The 18,294-nt window shown below is 58.7% G+C and carries 19 protein-coding genes; 9 read left to right on the top strand and 10 right to left on the bottom strand.

Annotated features, from left to right (window positions below):
• Positions 1-229: 229 nt before the first annotated feature.
• From GOW16_RS10135 to GOW16_RS10125, 3 genes are all read left to right on the top strand, one after another.
• Positions 230-1,312 carry a TRAP transporter substrate-binding protein gene (locus GOW16_RS10135; protein ID WP_170414133.1) on the top strand — a complete coding sequence of 361 codons (1,083 nt, stop codon included), beginning with the start codon at positions 230-232 and terminating at the stop codon, positions 1,310-1,312.
• Positions 1,313-1,433: 121 nt separating this feature from the next.
• A complete protein-coding gene (locus GOW16_RS10130; protein WP_170414131.1) occupies positions 1,434-2,360 on the top strand; it encodes a TRAP transporter small permease subunit in 927 nt (308 codons plus the stop codon).
• Positions 2,361-2,377: 17 nt separating this feature from the next.
• Positions 2,378-4,732, top strand: coding sequence for a TRAP transporter large permease (locus GOW16_RS10125; RefSeq protein ID WP_170414129.1), 2,355 nt, complete (start codon positions 2,378-2,380; stop codon positions 4,730-4,732).
• A gap of 134 nt (positions 4,733-4,866) precedes the next feature.
• Here the strand turns inward: GOW16_RS10125 and GOW16_RS10120 are convergent, their stop codons facing one another.
• The 4 genes from GOW16_RS10120 to GOW16_RS10105 form a co-directional block, all read right to left on the bottom strand.
• Positions 4,867-5,256: a VOC family protein gene (locus GOW16_RS10120; protein ID WP_170414127.1), complete on the bottom strand. Its 390-nt coding sequence runs from the start codon at positions 5,254-5,256 to the stop codon at positions 4,867-4,869.
• Positions 5,257-5,263: 7 nt separating this feature from the next.
• Positions 5,264-6,088, bottom strand: coding sequence for an arginyltransferase (locus tag GOW16_RS10115; protein WP_170414125.1), 825 nt, complete (start codon positions 6,086-6,088; stop codon positions 5,264-5,266).
• Positions 6,089-6,165: 77 nt separating this feature from the next.
• Positions 6,166-6,597, bottom strand: a complete 432-nt coding sequence (locus GOW16_RS10110) for an RDD family protein (protein ID WP_170414123.1) — start codon at positions 6,595-6,597, stop codon at positions 6,166-6,168.
• A gap of 65 nt (positions 6,598-6,662) precedes the next feature.
• Positions 6,663-7,085, bottom strand: a complete 423-nt coding sequence (locus GOW16_RS10105) for a DUF2852 domain-containing protein (protein ID WP_170414121.1) — start codon at positions 7,083-7,085, stop codon at positions 6,663-6,665.
• A gap of 147 nt (positions 7,086-7,232) precedes the next feature.
• Between GOW16_RS10105 and GOW16_RS10100 the strand changes: the two genes are divergently transcribed.
• The 5 genes from GOW16_RS10100 to GOW16_RS10080 are packed head-to-tail and all read left to right on the top strand — an operon-like array spanning position 7,233 to position 12,447.
• On the top strand, positions 7,233-7,622 hold the full coding sequence (locus GOW16_RS10100; protein WP_170414118.1) for a nuclear transport factor 2 family protein: 390 nt from the start codon (positions 7,233-7,235) through the stop codon (positions 7,620-7,622).
• Entirely contained in the window at positions 7,619-10,408 is a 2,790-nt protein-coding gene (locus GOW16_RS10095) for a glutamine-synthetase adenylyltransferase (protein WP_170414115.1), read from the top strand. Before GOW16_RS10100 ends, GOW16_RS10095 begins: the two co-directional genes overlap by 4 nt.
• Entirely contained in the window at positions 10,395-10,667 is a 273-nt protein-coding gene (locus GOW16_RS10090; protein ID WP_170414112.1) for a hypothetical protein, read from the top strand. The genes GOW16_RS10095 and GOW16_RS10090 overlap by 14 nt, the downstream gene beginning before the upstream one ends.
• 38 nt (positions 10,668-10,705) lie before the next feature.
• Positions 10,706-11,908, top strand: a complete 1,203-nt coding sequence (locus tag GOW16_RS10085) for an RSP_2647 family RNA methyltransferase (protein ID WP_170414109.1) — start codon at positions 10,706-10,708, stop codon at positions 11,906-11,908.
• A complete protein-coding gene (locus GOW16_RS10080) occupies positions 11,905-12,447 on the top strand; it encodes an RSP_2648 family PIN domain-containing protein (protein ID WP_170414106.1) in 543 nt (180 codons plus the stop codon). Before GOW16_RS10085 ends, GOW16_RS10080 begins: the two co-directional genes overlap by 4 nt.
• A gap of 70 nt (positions 12,448-12,517) precedes the next feature.
• Here GOW16_RS10080 and GOW16_RS10075 read toward each other — a convergent pair whose 3' ends face one another.
• On the bottom strand, positions 12,518-13,207 hold the full coding sequence (locus GOW16_RS10075) for a M48 family metallopeptidase (protein ID WP_170414103.1): 690 nt from the start codon (positions 13,205-13,207) through the stop codon (positions 12,518-12,520).
• A 208-nt stretch (positions 13,208-13,415) separates the two neighbouring features.
• Between GOW16_RS10075 and trhA the strand changes: the two genes are divergently transcribed.
• Positions 13,416-14,084, top strand: a complete 669-nt coding sequence (gene trhA, locus GOW16_RS10070; RefSeq protein WP_170414100.1) for a PAQR family membrane homeostasis protein TrhA — start codon at positions 13,416-13,418, stop codon at positions 14,082-14,084.
• Positions 14,085-14,097: 13 nt separating this feature from the next.
• Here the strand turns inward: trhA and GOW16_RS10065 are convergent, their stop codons facing one another.
• The 5 genes from GOW16_RS10065 to GOW16_RS10045 all read right to left on the bottom strand — a co-directional run bounded on the left by GOW16_RS10065 (position 14,098) and on the right by GOW16_RS10045 (position 18,235).
• Entirely contained in the window at positions 14,098-15,282 is a 1,185-nt protein-coding gene (locus GOW16_RS10065; RefSeq protein WP_170414097.1) for a vWA domain-containing protein, read from the bottom strand.
• 3 nt (positions 15,283-15,285) lie between these two features.
• Positions 15,286-15,456, bottom strand: coding sequence for a hypothetical protein (locus GOW16_RS10060; RefSeq protein ID WP_170414094.1), 171 nt, complete (start codon positions 15,454-15,456; stop codon positions 15,286-15,288).
• 3 nt (positions 15,457-15,459) lie between these two features.
• A complete protein-coding gene (locus GOW16_RS10055; RefSeq protein WP_170414091.1) occupies positions 15,460-16,827 on the bottom strand; it encodes a DUF2927 domain-containing protein in 1,368 nt (455 codons plus the stop codon).
• Complete coding sequence (locus GOW16_RS10050) at positions 16,824-17,273, bottom strand: N-acetyltransferase family protein (RefSeq protein WP_368039883.1); 450 nt, start codon at positions 17,271-17,273, stop codon at positions 16,824-16,826. Before GOW16_RS10050 ends, GOW16_RS10055 begins: the two co-directional genes overlap by 4 nt.
• Positions 17,274-17,389: 116 nt before the next feature.
• Complete coding sequence (locus tag GOW16_RS10045; RefSeq protein WP_170414088.1) at positions 17,390-18,235, bottom strand: AAA family ATPase; 846 nt, start codon at positions 18,233-18,235, stop codon at positions 17,390-17,392.
• Positions 18,236-18,294: the final 59 nt, after the last annotated feature.

Here is an 18,294-nt window from a genome sequence, read left to right as displayed (position 1 = left end):
GCACGCAGGAAAATGCAAAATTTTTGGTGAATTGGCGCATATGAGTGGGGCGCGCGCAGAATTATTTTGCGTTTGCCGCAGTTTGCACCCCGGAAATCGCCAAAAACGCACCCTCCTACGTAGTACTAGGTATTCACATTCACATCTTGGTCATTAGGCTGACGCGCACTGAAAACGACTGTGCCCGGTATTGCACCGGGTTTTGGACATGTAGGGGAGGAATACTCATATGGATCGTCGTTCATTTCTAAAAACATCTGCTCTGGGCGGTTCGGCAGCTGCTGCCACCACACTGGCGGCTCCGGCTTATGCGCAGGGCAAGCGCACGCTGACCATGGTAACCTCTTGGGGCCGCGGCCTGGCGGGTGTTTTCGACAGTGCACAGCGTTGCGCCGACAGCATCACCGCAATGTCGGACGGCAACCTGACCGTGGACATCAAAGCTGCTGGTGAACTGGTTGGTGCGTTCGAAGTATTTGACGCGGTATCGTCCGGTCAGGCTGACATGTACCACGCCGCAGACTACTACTTTGTAGGTCAGCACCCGGGCTACGCTTTCTTCACCGCTGTTCCGTTCGGCATGACCGCTCAGGAAATGGTGAACTGGTACTACCAGGACGGCGGCATGGAGCTGCATGACGAGCTGGGCCAGATCTTTGGTCTGAAATCGTTCCTGGCCGGTAACACCGGCGCGCAGGCAGGTGGCTGGTACTCGAAAGAGATCAACGGCCCCGAAGACTTCCAGGGTCTGAAATTCCGTATGCCGGGTCTGGGTGGTCAGGCGCTGGGTAAACTTGGCGCGTCCGTGCAGAACATTCCGGGCTCGGAAGTGTATCAGGCGCTGTCGTCCGGCGCGATTGACGGTACCGAGTGGATCGGTCCGTGGGCTGACGAAAAGGCCGGCTTCCAGGAAATCACCAAGGTGTACTACACTGCCGGTTTCCACGAGCCGAACGCAGGCCTGTCGCTGGCAACCAACCGCGACGTCTTCGAAAGCCTGACACCTGCTCAGCAGAAGATCATCGAGATCGCGGCGGCTGAATGCCACCAGTGGAACCTGGCACAGTTCCTGGCCAACAACGGTGCAGCCCTGCAGCGTCTGCAGTCGGGAGGCGTCAAGGTCATGGAATTCCCTGACAGCGTTTGGGATGCATTCGGTCAGGCCAGCCAGGAAGTGCTGGACGAAAACATGGGCGACGAGCTGTTCAAGAAAATCCACGACAGCCACATGGCCTCGTCGGCTTCGTCGGCTGGCTGGCTGGACCTGTCGTCGGGCGTTTACACAACACAGCGTAACCGCGTCCGCGGCTAAACGTTTTCCAAACGATCAATTGGTTTCCCCGCAATCGCGGGGAAACCTTTCTCTGTTGCGTATGCGCGGACCCATCAAACCGCTATAATCAGCAGTGCAACTGATACGACCTGGGGACAACATGCAGGACGAAAACGGTATCTCGTTCTTCGGCGCCCTGTGGAACGGACTGGTGTGGTTCGTTCAAAACATTGCCGAAGCCTTCTATAATTTCGGATACGCCATCACGCATCCGCAACTCTGGCTGAACTGGTCGGACAAAGAAGCCATCATGCGCTTTGTCTACTACGGTGGATCGGTCGAGTTCTTTTTTGTGGTTTTCACCCTCTTTCTGGTTCTGACGGCCATCGGGCTGTATTACCGGAATTTCATGTGGGGCATGGTGCGGGGCCTGGAAGGGTTCGCCAATACCACCGGGCGTTTCTTTGCCTGGGCCGGGTTGTTGATGGTCGTTCAGCAGATCGTCATCGTGTTCATGCAGCGCGTGTTTACCCGCCCGGACATGTCCTTTGGTCTGGGCATTCCGTTTCAGATGGATATCAGCTGGTTCGCCGAAGAGCTGAAGCTGTATAACGCGATGGTCGTTTGCCTGTGCTGCACCTACACATTCGTGCAGGGCGGTCACGTGCGTGTTGACCTGATTTATGCCGGCATTAGCCACCGCGCCAAACGTGTTGTCGACATGCTGGGCGCGCTGCTGTTCATGATGCCGATGGCGGTGCTGACCTGGATGTATGGCTGGTACTTCATGTGGCGGCATCTGATCGTGCCGAAACCCTCGGCCAGTGACACGCTGGACCGCCTGGTGATGAAGTCCCGCGCGCTGCGCTGGAATGTCGAAACCATCGGGTTCAGCCCCAACGGGTTCAACGGATACTTCCTGTTCAAGATCCTGCTGATTGCATTTGCCGGAATGGTGTTCCTGCACGCCATCGCGTTCCTGTACCGTTCGTACCTGGAATATGTGGAAGGACCGGACAGCGTTGGAAAATACCTCGACAAGGACAGCCTTGGCGAGGGTGAAGAAGCCTATGAAGGCGCGCATTAGGGACGGAGATCCAGACAATGTTATTCGGACTTGATGGCGTCGAGATAGGCCTCATTATCGTATTCTTCTGCCTCTTTGGGGGCATCCTTTCCGGCTTTCCGGTGGCCTTTGCCATCGGCGGGGCCGGTATCATCTCATTCGGGATCATCGCGGCGCTAGACAGTGCCGGACTGCTGATACACCAGGCGATTGACACAGGCTCGCAAGCCTATCGGGACGTTGTGAACTCGGGCGTCAAACCCGACGTAATATCCGTGTTCCGATACCCCGACTTACCAAGGATCGCAGAGCCGGTCTTTGTGCAGGGGTGGGAAACCGCTTTGGACCGCAACGTATCGTTCATCGTGAACCGTATGAACGAGCGGGTCCTGGCCGGGCAATCCATCGAGACCCTGTTGGCCGTGCTGATGTTCGTCCTGATGGGTATCACGCTGGAACGTTCGAAGATCGCGAACGACCTGCTGACCACAATGGCGCGCGTTTTTGGTCCGCTACCAGGCGGTCTGGCCGTGTCAATCGTGGTCGTGGGTGCGTTCCTTGCGGCCTCGACAGGGATCGTTGGTGCGACGGTTGTAACTATGGGCCTGCTGGCATTGCCGACCATGTTACGGAACAACTACTCGCCGGAACTGGCGACGGGTGTGATCGCGGCATCGGGCACGTTGGGGCAGATCATTCCGCCGTCTATTGTGATCGTTCTGTTGGGCACGTTGGCCGGTGATCTTTATTCGACCGCTCAGGAAACCCGTGCTCAGGATGCGGGATGTACCGACGCGCTGACATATCTGGGCGAGCCTGCGGTTGTTTCGGTCGGAACACTGTTTCAGGCCGCCCTGTTGCCGGGGATCATGCTGGCCTTGCTCTATGCGCTTTACGCCTTTGGTTACGCGCTGCTGAACCCCGAGAAAGCACCGGCGGTTCCAATGTCGGGTGGCAGCGGTGAGCCGATCACACGCAGCGAGGGTCTGACCTGGTTGCTGGGTGCGCCGGTGGCGCTGATCGTAGGTGCCGTCCTTCTGGGCAGCTCGGGCGTTATTGGGAGCCAAAATATCAATGTCTCGGCGTTCTCGGACATCGGCGAGGGCGCGTCGCTGCGTACCAACGTGTCCGAGCAGTGCAAGGTGTCGATGATCGAACTGCATGGGCAATCCGCCTGGGATCAGGCCGTGTCCGAGCAGGAAGCGATTGACGCCGCTGGCGGAGTCGCCAATGCCGAACGTCTGAGCGAAGAGGCGCTGACCGCGGCGCGCGACGCCAAGATCGCCGCGGCAGCGCCGATTGGTACTGGCGTCGCGGTGATAGTCGTTCTGCTGGGTCTGACGTTGGTCATGGGCCGAGGCATTGCGCCGTCCAAACCGACGCAGCCGTTGATCTTGGGGGCTATTGGTCTGCTTCTGATGTTGCTGGTTGATGTATTGCTCATCGCACCAACAACGTCTTCGGGGCTGACCTTCGTCCTTCTGGCTTTGCCCTTTGCCCTGGCAATGTATGGGTGCAAGGAAGCGGCAGCCCGATGCGCCACGAACGATCTGATCCGGGTGGTATTCCCGCCACTGGTTCTGATCATCGCGGTGCTCGGCTCGATCCTGGGTGGTGTGACCAACCCGACACCAGCAGCAGCGCTGGGAGCGGGCGGGGCGATCATGCTGGCAGCCTATCGCAAGCTGCAGGATCAAGGACGCTCGGGCAAGGTGATCATCTGGGCCACTTTCGCCGTGATCATCGCGTTGCTGATGGGCGTGAACTTCGACCTGCGCATCAATCAGGGCAACGTCAGCTTTGACACCTGGGTCGCCTTTTTCATTGCCTACGGTGCCTACCTGTTCGCCCTGTTTGGCCTGCTGTATGGGTGCTGGGTTCTGTTCTCGAGCGGCGTTCTGACGCCGGTGGTGCGCGAGACGGCCAAGGTGACCTCGATGGTGTTCACCATCCTGATCGGATCACAGCTGCTGAACCTGGTGGTGATCTCGTTTGGTGGTGAGCACTATATCCAGCAGTTCCTGCGCAGCTTTGACAACGAGTTCACGGTCTTCCTGATCGTGATGCTGGTGCTGTTCATTCTGGGCTTTGTGCTGGACTTCCTCGAGATCATCTACATCGTGATCCCCATCGTGGGACCAGTGATCTATGGCGGCTCGTTCGATCCGAAATGGGTGACAATCATGGTGGCGGTCAACCTCCAGACCTCGTTCCTGACACCACCGTTTGGGTTTGCGCTGTTCTATCTGCGGGGGGTTGCACCCAAGGAGGTTACGACGGGCCACATCTATCGCGGGATCATTCCGTTCGTGATCATTCAGGTAGTCGGAATCGCGATCCTGTGGTTCTTCCCATCGATCGTGACTATTGTTCCGGATTTGATCCCGAACTGATCTGGCGCAGTTGATCCAATTGAAAAGGGGGCCATTTCGGCCCCCTTTGCTTTGGTGTTTCGGAAAGGGGCGCTGCCCCTTCTTGTCCTGCGGCCAATTCAACCCCGAGATATTTTGGGCCAGATGAAGGTGGATCAGGTGAACTGTATCAGGTCCCAGCGGTTGCCAAATGGGTCGCGCCAGACGGCGACAGTGCCATAAGGTTCGTGACGCGGGTCTTCTTCGAAATGGACGCCTGCGGAGGTCATTGCGCTGTGATCACGGTCGAAATCGTCGGTTTGCAGGAAAAAGCCCACGCGGCCACCGGTTTGGTTTCCGATGGCCTCGGTCTGGTTTAGGCCGTCGGCCTTGGCCAGCAGCAGGGATGCCTCGGCTGATCCCGGCGGGGCTACGCGGACCCAGCGTTTCCCACCACCGAGGTCGATATCCTGCAGAAGGATGAAGCGGAGAGTTTGGGTGTAGAACGCGATCGCATTGTCATAGTCCGGCACCACCAAGGTGACCGCAAACAGGCTCTGGTTCATGGGACTATCAGCCTTTGGTGGGGTGGCGGTCGGGCAATTGGATGCTGGCCACCTGTTCCGCAATGGGCGCGGTGGACAAGGGGTGGTGGCTGGAATCCGTCAGTTCAGATGGGTTATTCACACTGATCCATTCGCCCTGATAGTAGGCCTCCAGCCCCGAGAAGCGCGCTTTGTAACCCATTTTGGGGCTGCCCGGCACCCAGTATCCTAGGTAGACATACGGCAGTCCGGCCTCGCGCGCGATGTCGATATGATCGAGGATCATATACGTGCCCAAAGAGCTTTGCGGCTGCTTTGGATCGTAAAACGAGTAGACCATGCTGAGGCCGTCATCCAGGACATCGGTCAGGCTGACACCAATCAGATCTCCGGTCTCGTCGTCGGCATATTCCACAACCCGGCTTCGGATCGGGGTCTCTTCGATCATCGCTGCAAACTCGAAAACGTCCATATCGGCCATTCCACCATCCGCGTGGCGGTTGTCGAGATAACGTCGGAAGAGTTCGTACTGTTCGTCCGTTGCCCAAGGTGAGTTTGCCCTGCGTTGCAGGTATGCGTTGCGTTTGGCAGCCCGCTTTTGGCTTTTGCTCGGGCGAAAGGCTGAAACATTGATTCGGGCAGACAAGCAAGCAGCGCAGTCAGAGCAGGACGGGCGATACAACACGTTTTGCGACCGGCGAAACCCTTGTTGAGACAGCGAGTTATTCAGCTGATCCGCACCTTCCCCCTGAAGGGCGGTGAACAGTTTACGTTCCATCCGGCCCTCAAGGTAAGGGCAGGGCTGTGGTGCCGTCACATAGAATTGTGGCGCGATTGGCAGCGTGTGTCGCATGAACGTTCCGTGTCTCCTGGGACCAGATGATAACAACCGATCCCAAAACCGCCAAGTGATTCACGCTGTTGAATTTTTTACGCGCGCTGGTTGATCATAACCGTCCCAAGGAACGCATCAGTAAGGCCTTGGCCGCGTGCGCTGGTCAGCATCATGATGACCGAGATAACTTGGATGACCGGAAACGCCATGCTGACAAAGTAACCGGCTGTATGGGCCACTGCTTTGCCAAAATCCATGCGGGATCCGAAAGAATCGCGCAGCTCGATCCCCATAAAGCGCATGCCCAGTGTTGCAGAGCCATTGGCGATGGTGATGACGCGGTAAGCGAAACTGACGATCGCATAGATAAGGGCCAGAATGAAAAAGCCCAGACCAAAGGTCAGCAGGATCGCCACCGTGCAGAGCAGCGAGATAAAGGCGATGTCGAATAACCAGGCGATAAAACGCTTGGTTGCGACAGACTGATAGAATTCAGGCTGTCGGTCTGGGTCAGGCAAATGCGTCATATTTTGTTTTCCGGGTGAGATTTTTGGACACCCTGTCCCGAAATTTGGGACAGGGCAAGGTCGGCTTAGGCGCGGTCGCCGTTTTCAGCCTCATCGTGGTTTTCACGGGCGCGTTCGTCCATGAACTGATCGAACTCGGCCTTGTCTTTGGCATCGCGCAGGCGGCGCAGGAAGGCCTCAAAGTCCTGTTGTTCGCGTTCCAGGCGGGCCAGTGTGTCGGACTTGTAGGCGTCAAACGCACTATTGCCGGATGGCTTCATAGCACTCATGTGGCTGTGCCAGGATTTGCGACGGCTGCAGGATTTGCTGAACATGCGTTTGCTCCAGATCATATAGGCAAGAAGAGCCAGGCCAACGGGCCAGAAAAAGATGAAACCAAGGACCATGGCGGCGATCCAGGCCCCTTTGCCCTTGTCATCCATCCAGGCTTCGGCACGAGAGAGCCACCCCGGATTTTGTGGGACGGCGTGGTCGGACAATGCGGTCATTTGGGTTCTCCGGGTTTGATGTAAATTGCGTTCACATTGTCTAGATGGGAACTGAAGCCGGGGTTGCAAGGGGTCAATGTGAAAATGATTTACATTTTGTAATTTGCGGCGGTTGACCTTGCTGCGGAACGGGCGCACTTTCCGCCTATGCAACATGTTGAAAATACGACACCTCCGACGCTGGATGAGATTTTGAACCTGGAAAAGCAGGTCTGGACTGCCTTGATGGAAGGCAATGCGGCCGCTGACCGCGCTTTGCTGAGCGCAGATTTCCTTGGGGTATATCCGACCGGCTTCGCAAATCGGGACGATCATGTGGGGCAGTTTGCCGATGCTCCGACGATGGCACGATACGAGTTGAGCGATACGCGGCTACGGGTTCTGGCCTCGGATGTCGTTTTGCTGTCGTATCGGGCGGACTATCAACGACCCGGTGCTGAAAATTGGGAGGCGATGTTGATCTCGTCCCTTTGGGAACGGCGGCATGACGTCTGGGTCAACAGTTTCAGCCAGGATACGCCGCTGGAGGCTCAATGAGCGAGCCGCTTTCCATTCAGCGGTTGCCGCGTGCGTTCGATCCATCACTGGGCGACGAAGCCCGCGATGCTGTTGGTGGCATTACACCCGAACAAGGTGAGTTGATTGCGGGGGCGGCTGGTTCCAGCCCCTATCTTAAAAGCTTGATTGACCACGAAAAGGATTGGCTGGCCGCGGCGCTGCAGCAGCCTAATGACGCGCTGGCCGAAGTGCTGCGGGCTGCACGAGAACTGCCGCCGGATCAGTTGAAGCCGGGACTACGGCTGGCCAAACGCCGGATGGCATTACTGACTGCTCTGGCGGATCTGGCAGGCGCGTGGCCGTTAGAGAAAGTGACTGCAGCGCTAACCGATTTTGGCGCATTGGCGGCGGATGTGGCGGCCAAGGCCGAGATCGCCAACCTGATCCGTCGCGGCAAACTGCCAGGGATGGGGCCGGACGATGTCGAGACCGCAGCCGGGATGATCATCCTGGCGATGGGCAAGATGGGCGCGCATGAGCTGAATTACAGCTCGGATATCGACCTGATCGTCCTCTTCGATGAGACGCGGTTTGACCCCGATGACTTCTACGAAGCGCGGCAGGGCATGGTGCGGGCGACACGCAATTTCTGCGCCACTCTCAGCGACAAGACTGCGGATGGGTATGTATTCCGCACCGATCTACGTTTGCGCCCGGACCCGGCAGTCACGCCTGTCTGCATGGCGGCCGAGGCAGCCGAGCGATACTATGAAAGCCTGGGCCGCACGTGGGAGCGCGCGGCCTATATCAAGGCGCGTCCGTGCGCTGGTGACCTCGCTGCTGGAACGCGGTTTCTGGAAACGCTTCGCCCCTTTGTCTGGCGGCGGCATCTCGACTTCGCGGCCATTCAGGACGCCCACGACATGCGTCTGCGGATACGTGAGAACAAGGGGACCGGTGGTGCTCTAACCATACCGGGTCACGATATGAAGCTGGGGCAGGGCGGCATTCGTGAGATTGAGTTCTTTACCCAGACACGCCAATTGATTGCCGGTGGCCGCGACCCGGACCTGCGCGTTCGTGGAACCGTACCCGGCTTGGCGGCGCTGGCCGAAAAAGGCTGGGTTCCGCAGGACGTAGCCGACAAGCTGACCGATCACTACCGTGCCCATCGCGAGGTCGAGCATCGTATCCAGATGGTTCATGACGCCCAGACCCACAAGGTGCCGCAATCGCCGGACGGGATAGAACGCGTGGCCTGCCTGATGGGGATCGACGCCGCAGAGCTGACCAAGGATCTGACCCGCCGCCTGACCGAAGTGCACGAACTGACCGAGGGCTTTTTTGCCCCCGGCTCATCTACCCGCGCACCGGTGGGCGAGGTGGAATTCGACCAGAACGTTCTGGCCCGCTGGACGACATACCCCGCTTTGCGATCACAACGTGGCGCGCGAATATTCGAACGCCTCAAGCCCGAGCTGCTGTCGCGACTGGCAAAAACGGCACAACCGGACGAAGCTCTGCGGGCGCTGGATGGTTTTCTGTCCGGCTTACCCGCTGGTGTTCAGTTGTTTTCCCTGTTCGAGGCCAACCCCCAACTGATCGATCTGCTGATTGATATCGTCGGGACATCCCATGCGCTGGCGGCGCATCTGTCGCGCAACGCTTCGGTGTTTGATGCGGTGATCGGGGGCAGTTTCTTTAGCGACTGGCCGGGTCTGGCCACGCTGCAGGCCGATTTGGATCAGGCGCTTACGCAGGAAACGGACTACGAAAGCCAGCTGGATTTGGCCCGACGCTGGTGCAAGGAATGGCATTTCCGCGTCGGTGTTCACCACCTGCGAGGCCTGATCGACGGCAAAGAAGCCGGGCGACAATATGCTGAGCTTGCCAGTGCTGTGATCGCCGCCATCCTGCCGCGCGTGTCCGCGCAGTTCGCCAGCAAACATGGACCTGCTCCGGGACGTGGTGCAACCGTTCTGGGCATGGGCTCGCTCGGGGCAGGGCGGATCAACTCGCAATCCGACCTGGATATGATCGTGATTTATGACCCTCTGGATCAGGATATGTCCGAGGGGCCGCGCCCCTTGGCCACCCGCACCTACTACGCGCGTTTCACGCAGGCACTGATCACGGCACTGACCGCGCCGATGTCGCAGGGGCGTTTGTATGAGGTCGATATGCGCCTGCGCCCATCTGGAAATCAGGGTCCGGTGGCGACAAGCTGGGCCAGCTTTACCAACTATCAGCAGAACGAAGCCTGGGTCTGGGAACACCTCGCCCTGACGCGAGCCAAGGTGATCGCCGGAGACGAAGGTCTGTCCGAGGATATTGAATCGTTCCGCACAAACCTGCTGTCGCAACCGCGCGACCAGCAGAAGGTCCTGCGCGAAGTGGCCGAGATGCGCGCCCGCCTGGCCGCAGCCAAATCACCGGCCGGAATATGGGACGCCAAGAACGGGCCCGGCCGAATGATGGATATCGAGCTGATGGCCGAAACCGGGGCGCTGTTATCAGGCGTGGCGCAGCGTGATGTCCATTCCGGATTGGATGGGGCCGTCGCTGCCGGGCTGTTGGACGTCGCTCGGGCGCAAACGCTAAAGGACAGCTACGACCTATGCTGGTCCGTACAATGCGCAGCGCGTTTGTTGTCCGGAAAGGTTATCGAAGCTGACAAGGTCGGAGAAGGCGGCTCTGCCTTCCTGTGCCGGGCGACCGGGTTTGAACAGGTTGAACAGCTGCAAGGCGCGCTGCAAGACAGCTACAGCACCGCCGCTGAGATCATCGGCGGAGTGATTAGAGGAAATGGCGATGGCGCAGAGTAAAGATCCGAACGATCACAAGGGGTTGATCCGCGAAGCTTACCGGATCGAGGGGATCACTCTGCCCGAGTGCCGCAGTATTTTCCTGGATTGGGCGCTGAGCTTGCCGCCCGAACGGGATCAGGCGCAGGCATTGGTTGACCTGCACGCCGCCTATTCTCAGCAAGAGGCCGGTCATCCGATGACCCAAGTGCTGGCCGAAGGGCTGCAAACCGCCAAGACCCCCAAACGCCGGGGTGGTTGGCGCTCGCGCGACCGCTAGGGCTTTTCCCTCGGGGCGTTCGCGACTATGAGGGCGTCATGACCCAATCTGCCGACCGCCCCCGTATCCGTCTGAAGCCCAAAGCCAATGCGCGCGGCCTGCGCCATGGCTTTCCGTGGGTCTACGCAAATGACATCGTGACGGACCGCCGCACGCGCAAGATTCCGGCAGGAGCACTAGCGGTGCTCGAGGATGAAAAGCGCGCGCCAATCGCACTGGTTGCGGTGAACCCCGACTCCAAAATCATGTGCCGCGTTCTGGACCGGGATTTGGACGCGCAACTTGATGCGGCTTGGTTCGAAACCCGCCTTCGCCGTGCGCTTGAGATGCGCGAGCGTTTGTTCGACGCGCCATACTACCGCCTGATCCACGCCGAAGCGGACGGCTTTCCCGGCGTCATTATCGACCGTTTCGGTGATGCCTGTGTGATTCAGCCCAATGCCGCGTGGGCCGAGGTGCATCTGGAAACCTTGACCGAGGCTCTGGTTACGGTCACCGGCGTGAAAACCGTGCTCAAAAACGCCTCAGGCCGAACCCGAGGGCTGGAAGGCTTGGACGACGTGAGCGTGACATTGCGCGGTACAACGCCCGATGCGCCACTACCAGTGCCGATGAATGGCGCGACCTATATGGCCGATCTGACCGGCGGCCAGAAAACCGGCCTTTTCTATGACCAACGCCCCAACCATGCCTTCGCAGCGCGACTGGTGCAGCCCGGCGCGCGGGTATTGGACGTCTTTAGCCATGTGGGTGGTTTCGGACTGGCCATGTTGGCCGGCGGCGCAGGGCAAGCGCTGTCCGTGGATGGATCTGCTGCCGCGCTGGACCTTGCGGTGAAAGGGGCTGAGGCCTCTGGTTTTGCAGACAAGTTCCATTCACGCCAAGGCGACGCGTTCGAGGTCCTGACCCAACTCGGCGAAGAAGGCGCACAGTTCGACGTCGTCATCTGCGACCCGCCAGCCTTTGCACCTTCGAAACAAGCGCTGGACGCAGGTCTGCGCGCCTATGAACGTGTGGCCCGCCTAGCGGCGGCGCTGGTCAAACCGGGCGGCTATCTGGGCCTGTGCTCGTGTTCGCATGCGGCGGATCTGGGGCGGTTCCGCGACGCCTCGTCGCGCGGGATCGGCCGGGCAGGGCGACAGGCACAACTGATTCATACGGGCTTCGCCGGTCCCGACCATCCACAACTGCCGCAACTGGCCGAAAGCGGCTATCTCAAAGCTGTGTTCTACCGGCTGTGAAGGCGGTTCTGGATACCTGCGTCATCTACCCCACGGTGATGCGAGAGATGTTGTTGGGCGCGGCCAAACTGGGTCATTTCACACCTGTTTGGTCGCCGCGCATCCTCGAGGAATGGGCGCGCGCGGCCCGTAAACTGGGTCCGGCAGGCGAGGCTCAGGCCCGCGCTGAAATCGCGTTGGCGCAAGTCAATTGGCCGAAAGCCGCATTTCCCGCAGCAACAAATGTCGAACAGCGCCTCTGGCTGCCCGACAGCGCGGATATCCATGTTCTGGCGACTGCCGTGGCGTCCTCGGCGGATGTGATCGTTACGGTCAATGCCAAGGACTTTCCCCGCAACATCCTGTTCGAAGAGGGGCTGGAGCGCCGCGACCCCGACAGTCTCTTACACGGGATCTGGCAATCCGACCCCGATGGTATAACTGATATCGCCACTCGCGTCCTTGCCGAGGCCAACCGCTTGTCTGGTGACCAATGGACCTTGCGCGCCCTGATGAAAAAAGCGCGCCTCCCACGCTTGGGCAAAGCGCTCTCCACGTAACCGGGATCCAGCTTCATCTGGCCAAAAATATCTCGGGGAGCGCGAGGGGCTGGCCCCTCGCTGCGCAATCCTATCCTCCTGCGCCCCAACGCCGCTCAAGCACTTCTAACGCTGCGATCCGCTCATCTGTTTTTGGATGGCTCATCAGCCAGGCGGGCACAACGCCAGCGCGCTGTTGCGTCAGGTCTTCCAGCTTGTGAAACAGGGATTTCTGCGGCCCGATCCCGATTCCGGCCTTGGTCAGCAAGGCAGCCGCATATTCATCAGCCTCATACTCATCGCCACGCGACAAACGCGATGCCAGCAGGTGTGTCAGCATATTGGCAATCCATGCGCCGATGAACGGGATAAAGCGGTTCAGAAGCATCATCAACGCGGCCCGCAGTGCATTCTGGCCCGAAAAGTCGATCATTCGACGCCGCGCATGACCCAGCGCCACGTGACCCAGTTCATGCGCGATGACGCTGGCCATTTCTTCGGCCGAAACCTCGCCACTACGGAATTTGCGATAGAATCCACGTGTAATGAAAATCCGGCCGTCCGGTGCCGCCAGACCGTTTACCGGGTCGATCTCGTAGATGTAGACCGGCACCCGGTCGATCTCCAAAGCCGCGGCCAGCCGGTCAGTCATGCGTTTCAGGGCAGGGTCGGCCAGCTCGGTTGATTTTGCATCCAGGTCTTTATGGGTGCGCCAGACAGAAATCCGGTACATCACAATGGCATAAGCAATGGCCAGCAGGATTGGCGTCAGACGTAGCATGTCTCAAATATGGGTCCGGATGGGCGATTAGGCAACCGCGCCAGTATCATCAAAACTGCTTTGAAAAAGGAACTAATTTCCTAAGTGCCTGAGTTTTCACGGGTCGCCAAAGTCACCCCGTCAAGGGCAATCAAACTGAGGTGAACAGGTGAAACAAGGGTAGCTGCCAGACTTGTCGCAGGGCCCTATAAGCCATAGCTTTGAAACTATGTGGTCTTTTGCCGATATCCGCCCGGCCTACAGCCGGGCTGAACGGGTCAGTGATGGTGTGGTTCATATACTAGGCGTCGCTGCGGCTGTTTTGGCCGTTCCTACGCTGATCGCCCTGACGGCCTTATATCGGACCGAGCCGGCTGCAGTTCTCGGTGCCTCGGTATACGGCTTCACGCTCATCCTCATGTTGTCGTTTTCCGCCCTCTACAACATGGTGCAGTCTGAGCGATGGGGAGACTTGTTGCGCCGCCTTGATCATTCGGGAATTTATATCAAAATTGCAGGCACGTACACGCCATTCATCTTGCTGTCTGGCACCCAGATGCCCGGTCTCATGATCGGGCTTTGGTCCTCTGCAACGCTTGGGTCGGTCCTGAAGATGATCGACCCGCACCGCTTCCGTTGGATTGGCCTTGCGCTCTACGTGTTGATGGGATGGGCGGCTGTGTGGGCAGGCCAAGCTCTGCTAGCTGACCTGTCGCAGCCTGTCGTCGTGCTGATGATCACCGGAGGTATCGTCTATACCGCAGGCATAGCTTTCTATCTTCTGGAGTGGGTGCCGTTCCACAACACGATCTGGCACGTCTTCGTTCTGACAGGTAGCGTGTTGTTTTTCCTGGCAGTTTCATTCCGAATTGCGTGGGCGCCGGTTCTGCAGATTTAATCGGACGACCCTGCTACCGGGTCAATTCCCGCATGCCCTGTTCCAGCCCGGCCAGCGTCATCGGCACCATGCGATCCTCGAAAATCTCTCGGATCATGCCGATGGAATGAGTGTATTCCCAGTACTTTTCCGGCACCGGGTTGATCCACAGATTGGATGACCACTGATCCCGCGCGCGCTGCAACCAGACCTGACCGGCCTCCTGGTTCCAGTGCTCGTTCGCACCGCCGGGATAGGCGATCTCGTAGGGGCTCATCGAGGCGTCGCCGACGAAGATGCATTTGTAGTCCGGGCCATAGGTGCGCAGTACCTCGTGGGTCGGGGTCTGCTGGTCCCAGCGGCGGTGATTGTCGCGCCAGACGCCTTCGTAAAGGCAGTTGTGAAAGTAGTAATATTCCAGATGCTTGAATTCGGTTCTTGCAGCAGAAAACAGCTCTTCAACCACCTTGATATGCGGGTCCATGGAACCGCCCACATCCAGAAACAGCAGCACTTTGACCGCGTTGTGACGCTCTGGCCGGGTTTTAACGTCCAGATAGCCATGTTCGGCCGTGGCGCGGATGGTGCCATCCAGATCCAATTCCTCGGCTGCACCCTCACGTGCCCAGCGGCGCAGGCGTTTCAGTGCCACTTTGATATTGCGCGTACCCAATTCAACTGTGTCGTCCAGGTTCTTGAACTCACGCTTGTCCCAGACCTTGACGGCGCGCTGATGGCGGCTTTCCTTCTGGCCGATCCGAACGCCTTCGGGGTTATAGCCATAGGCCCCGAACGGAGATGTCCCGGCGGTGCCGATCCACTTGTTGCCGCCCTGATGGCGGCCTTCCTGATCCTTGAGACGTTCGCGCAATGTCTCCATCAGCTTGTCAAAGCCGCCCAAGGCCTCGATCTCGGCCTTTTCTTCGTCTGACAGGTGTTTCTCGGCCATCTTGGCCAGCCATTCGGCCGGAATATCGACGGCTTCGAGCACCTGATCAAAGCTGATCTCTTCCAGACCTTTGAAACTGGCGGCAAAGGCCTGGTCGAATTTGTCGATGTTGCGCTCGTCCTTCACCATCGACACGCGGGCAAGGTAATAGAACGCCTCTACATCATAGGTCGCCAGCCCTTTTTTCATGCCCTCCAGAAAGGTCAGGTATTCGCGCAGTGATACGGGAATGCCTGCTTTGCGGAGATTTTCGAAAAAGGGCAGAAACATTCGTTACCCCACCATGCGGACAAGGATCAGGGACAAGATGAGACCGACCAGCGCAAAGGCGATGCCGTAGCCAGCCGCATATTGGGCAATATCCGCGCCGCTGCCATTGCGTTTCCGAGCTTTCAGTCCGCCAAGGATCGCCCCCAACAGCGCCATTCCCAAAACCACGACCATGCGTTATCCGCCTCTGTTGTTGGTGGACGGAGCTTCGGCAACTTCCTGCATCAGCGACCGGACCACGACTTCCGAGCCAAAGCCGTATCGCGCCCATGCCAGACTGTCCAGCCTGACGGTACGTGCCTGATTTGGTCGCCCGGCCTGATTCAGCGCTTCTGATTTCAACAAAAGCAAAGTGGCCAATTGAGAGGCATTTTCAGCCCGTGACATGACAGCAATTGCCTTGTCCAATTCGGGCAGAATTGCGGGCCCCTGGCCCTGTGCCAGTGCGAAGGCTGCTGTTTGCGTTGTTATATAGGCCTGATGGATTTCAGTTCCCGGCGTAGAGCGCAGAAATTGTTCAGCAATTTTGTAGTGGCGAAGGGCTTCCTGCGGGTTGTCGAATTGCGCCATACGCCCAAGGATGTAGTGGGGATAGGCGCGGCGGTGGTCGGTCCAGCCCTGTTCCTTTCCGATCTGAACGGCTCGTTCCGCCGCTCGAACCCGGTTGCGGGTTCCCGGACCAGGACCGAGCGATTTTTGTACGGCATTGATCCAGGCGCGCGGCGTGTTGGAAACAGGTTTCGCGGGGATAGTATCCCCACGTGGGTTCAACCGGCTGAGAATACCGGGCAAAGCAGCCTGAACCTGCTCGCGCGTCATGCCGCTGCGCAGTTGGGGCGAGTACGCCGTCCGCAGGATCAGCATGTCAAAACCCGTCAAGATGGTGTGGATGTTGTCGTCGTTGAACACCGAATCCGGCAGGTGGTACAGGTCATTCAGTGGCCCGAGTGCCTGTGCCAGTTCCTCATGCAGGCAGTCACGCTTTTCCTGCGGGCTCACGTCATAGGGAATGAAAATGCCCAGCCGTTCGCGGCTGCGCAGCGCGGTCCAGCTGCTTTTCCGTTTGCGGCGGTCTTTGCGGTATTCCTCAAAGCTCGAGGCGTTGGGCACCACGAAACAGGCGGCTTGCGGTAGGATGCGCTGGATCTGCTCCTGGCTGACGGCCTCGATGGTGATATTGGCCTGACCATCCGTAACCTGCCGAATGTCGATCCCGGCCTCGCGCTGCAGACGTGTCAACAAGCGGGTCAGATCACGTTGCATTGACGGCGTAGGCGATCCCGTAAGCCGAACGGTGACGGGGGTCTCGAACCGAGTGAACACAGGCAAGGTGGCACCGCCTTCGAGCGCGAAGTGCAGCAATAGAAAGTCGTCAGCGATGTTCTTGTTGGACCGTGAGGGCGGTGCGGTGCGGGTCGTTTTGAACGCCTTGGCGGGTGGCAGGTTTGCCTCGATCGCTTTGACGCGCGTCTGCGGCTCGGGCGTCGCGACCGGAGTGCAACCCGCCATGGTGAGGCCAAACAGGATCGCGGCAAACCTGATCATGGACGGTTATACCGGATAAATGGCGTTTGTTTACCGATACGGTCATAGAGTTTGCGGGCTGTGTGATTGAACTCTTGCGTCAACCAATAGACCGACGGCGCGCCTTGTCGGTCGGCCTCGTCATAAACCGCCTGGATCAAGGCGCGGCCTACGCCGGTTCCCCGGCTTTCGGGCCGGGCGTACAGGTCCTGCAGGTAGCAGACGCTTTCCTCTTTCCATGCATGGCGGTGAAACAGGTAGTGAGTCAGGCCGAGCAGTTGGCCATCGGCTTCGGCCACAAAACAGGAAAAGTCATTTGGATCATCCCCCAATAACCGCGCGAAGGTGCTAGCATAGGTCTGCGCGGGCACGGTCGTTTCATAAAACGCCAGATAGTCGCGCCACATCTCGGCCCAGTCGGCGCGGTCATCGGGTTGCAACGCTCGGATCTTGAGGGTGTCGGGCAAGCGATGGCTCCTATGTCGTCGGGTTGGAATGCCCGACAACGCCGGACGGCTTCGCCGCCAATGCTGGCACCCGGACCCCCGCAAGGCAAGCGGGGATCACCGAGTGTTCAACATTCTCAGCGTTTGCTGCGGGCCATGAAGGCGAGGCGTTCAAAAAGATGAACGTCCTGTTCGTTCTTCAGCAGCGCACCGTGCAACTTGGGCAGTGCATTGGCTCCGTCGCGCTTGAGGTCTTCGGCGGTCAGGTCCTCGGCCAGCAACAGTTTGAGCCAATCCAGCACTTCCGAGGTCGAGGGTTTTTTCTTCAAACCCTGCGTTTCCCGGATTTCGTAGAACTGGGTCAGGGCCGTGGTCAGCAATGCATCCTTGATGCCTGGGTGGTGAACTTCGACGATCCGGCGCATGGTCGCCTCATCCGGGAAGCGGATATAGTGGAAGAAACAGCGCCGCAAGAACGCGTCAGGCAGTTCCTTTTCGTTGTTCGACGTGATGATCACGATAGGGCGGTTCTTGGCTTTGATGGTGTCGCCGGTCTCATAGACGTGGAACTCCATCTTATCGAGTTCCTGCAGCAGATCGTTTGGAAACTCGATGTCGGCTTTGTCGATCTCGTCAATCAGCAACACGACCTTCTCGTCGGCATCAAAAGCCTGCCATAGCTTGCCCTTGCGGATATAGTTCGACACATCATGCACACGCTCGTCGCCCAACTGGCTGTCGCGAAGGCGGCTGACCGCGTCATATTCATACAAGCCCTGCTGCGCGCGGGTGGTGGATTTCACGTTCCACTCGATCATCTTCAGCCCCAGCGCGCCAGCAACCTGTTTGGCCAACTCGGTCTTGCCGGTTCCGGGTTCCCCCTTGACCAGCAAGGGGCGTTCCAGCGTAACGGCGGCATTCACCGCAATGGTCAGGTCGTCGGTGGCAACGTACTCGGCTGTACCTTGGAAACGTGCGGTCATGGGCCCCTCATTCAATAGCGCGCGGCGTGTGTCCTTGGGGTTATAGCGGGGCAGAAAAT

It is taken from the genome of Ruegeria atlantica (assembly GCF_013033965.1).
Lineage (GTDB): Bacteria > Pseudomonadota > Alphaproteobacteria > Rhodobacterales > Rhodobacteraceae > Ruegeria > Ruegeria atlantica_D.
This window is presented reverse-complemented; position numbering and strand designations above follow the sequence as displayed.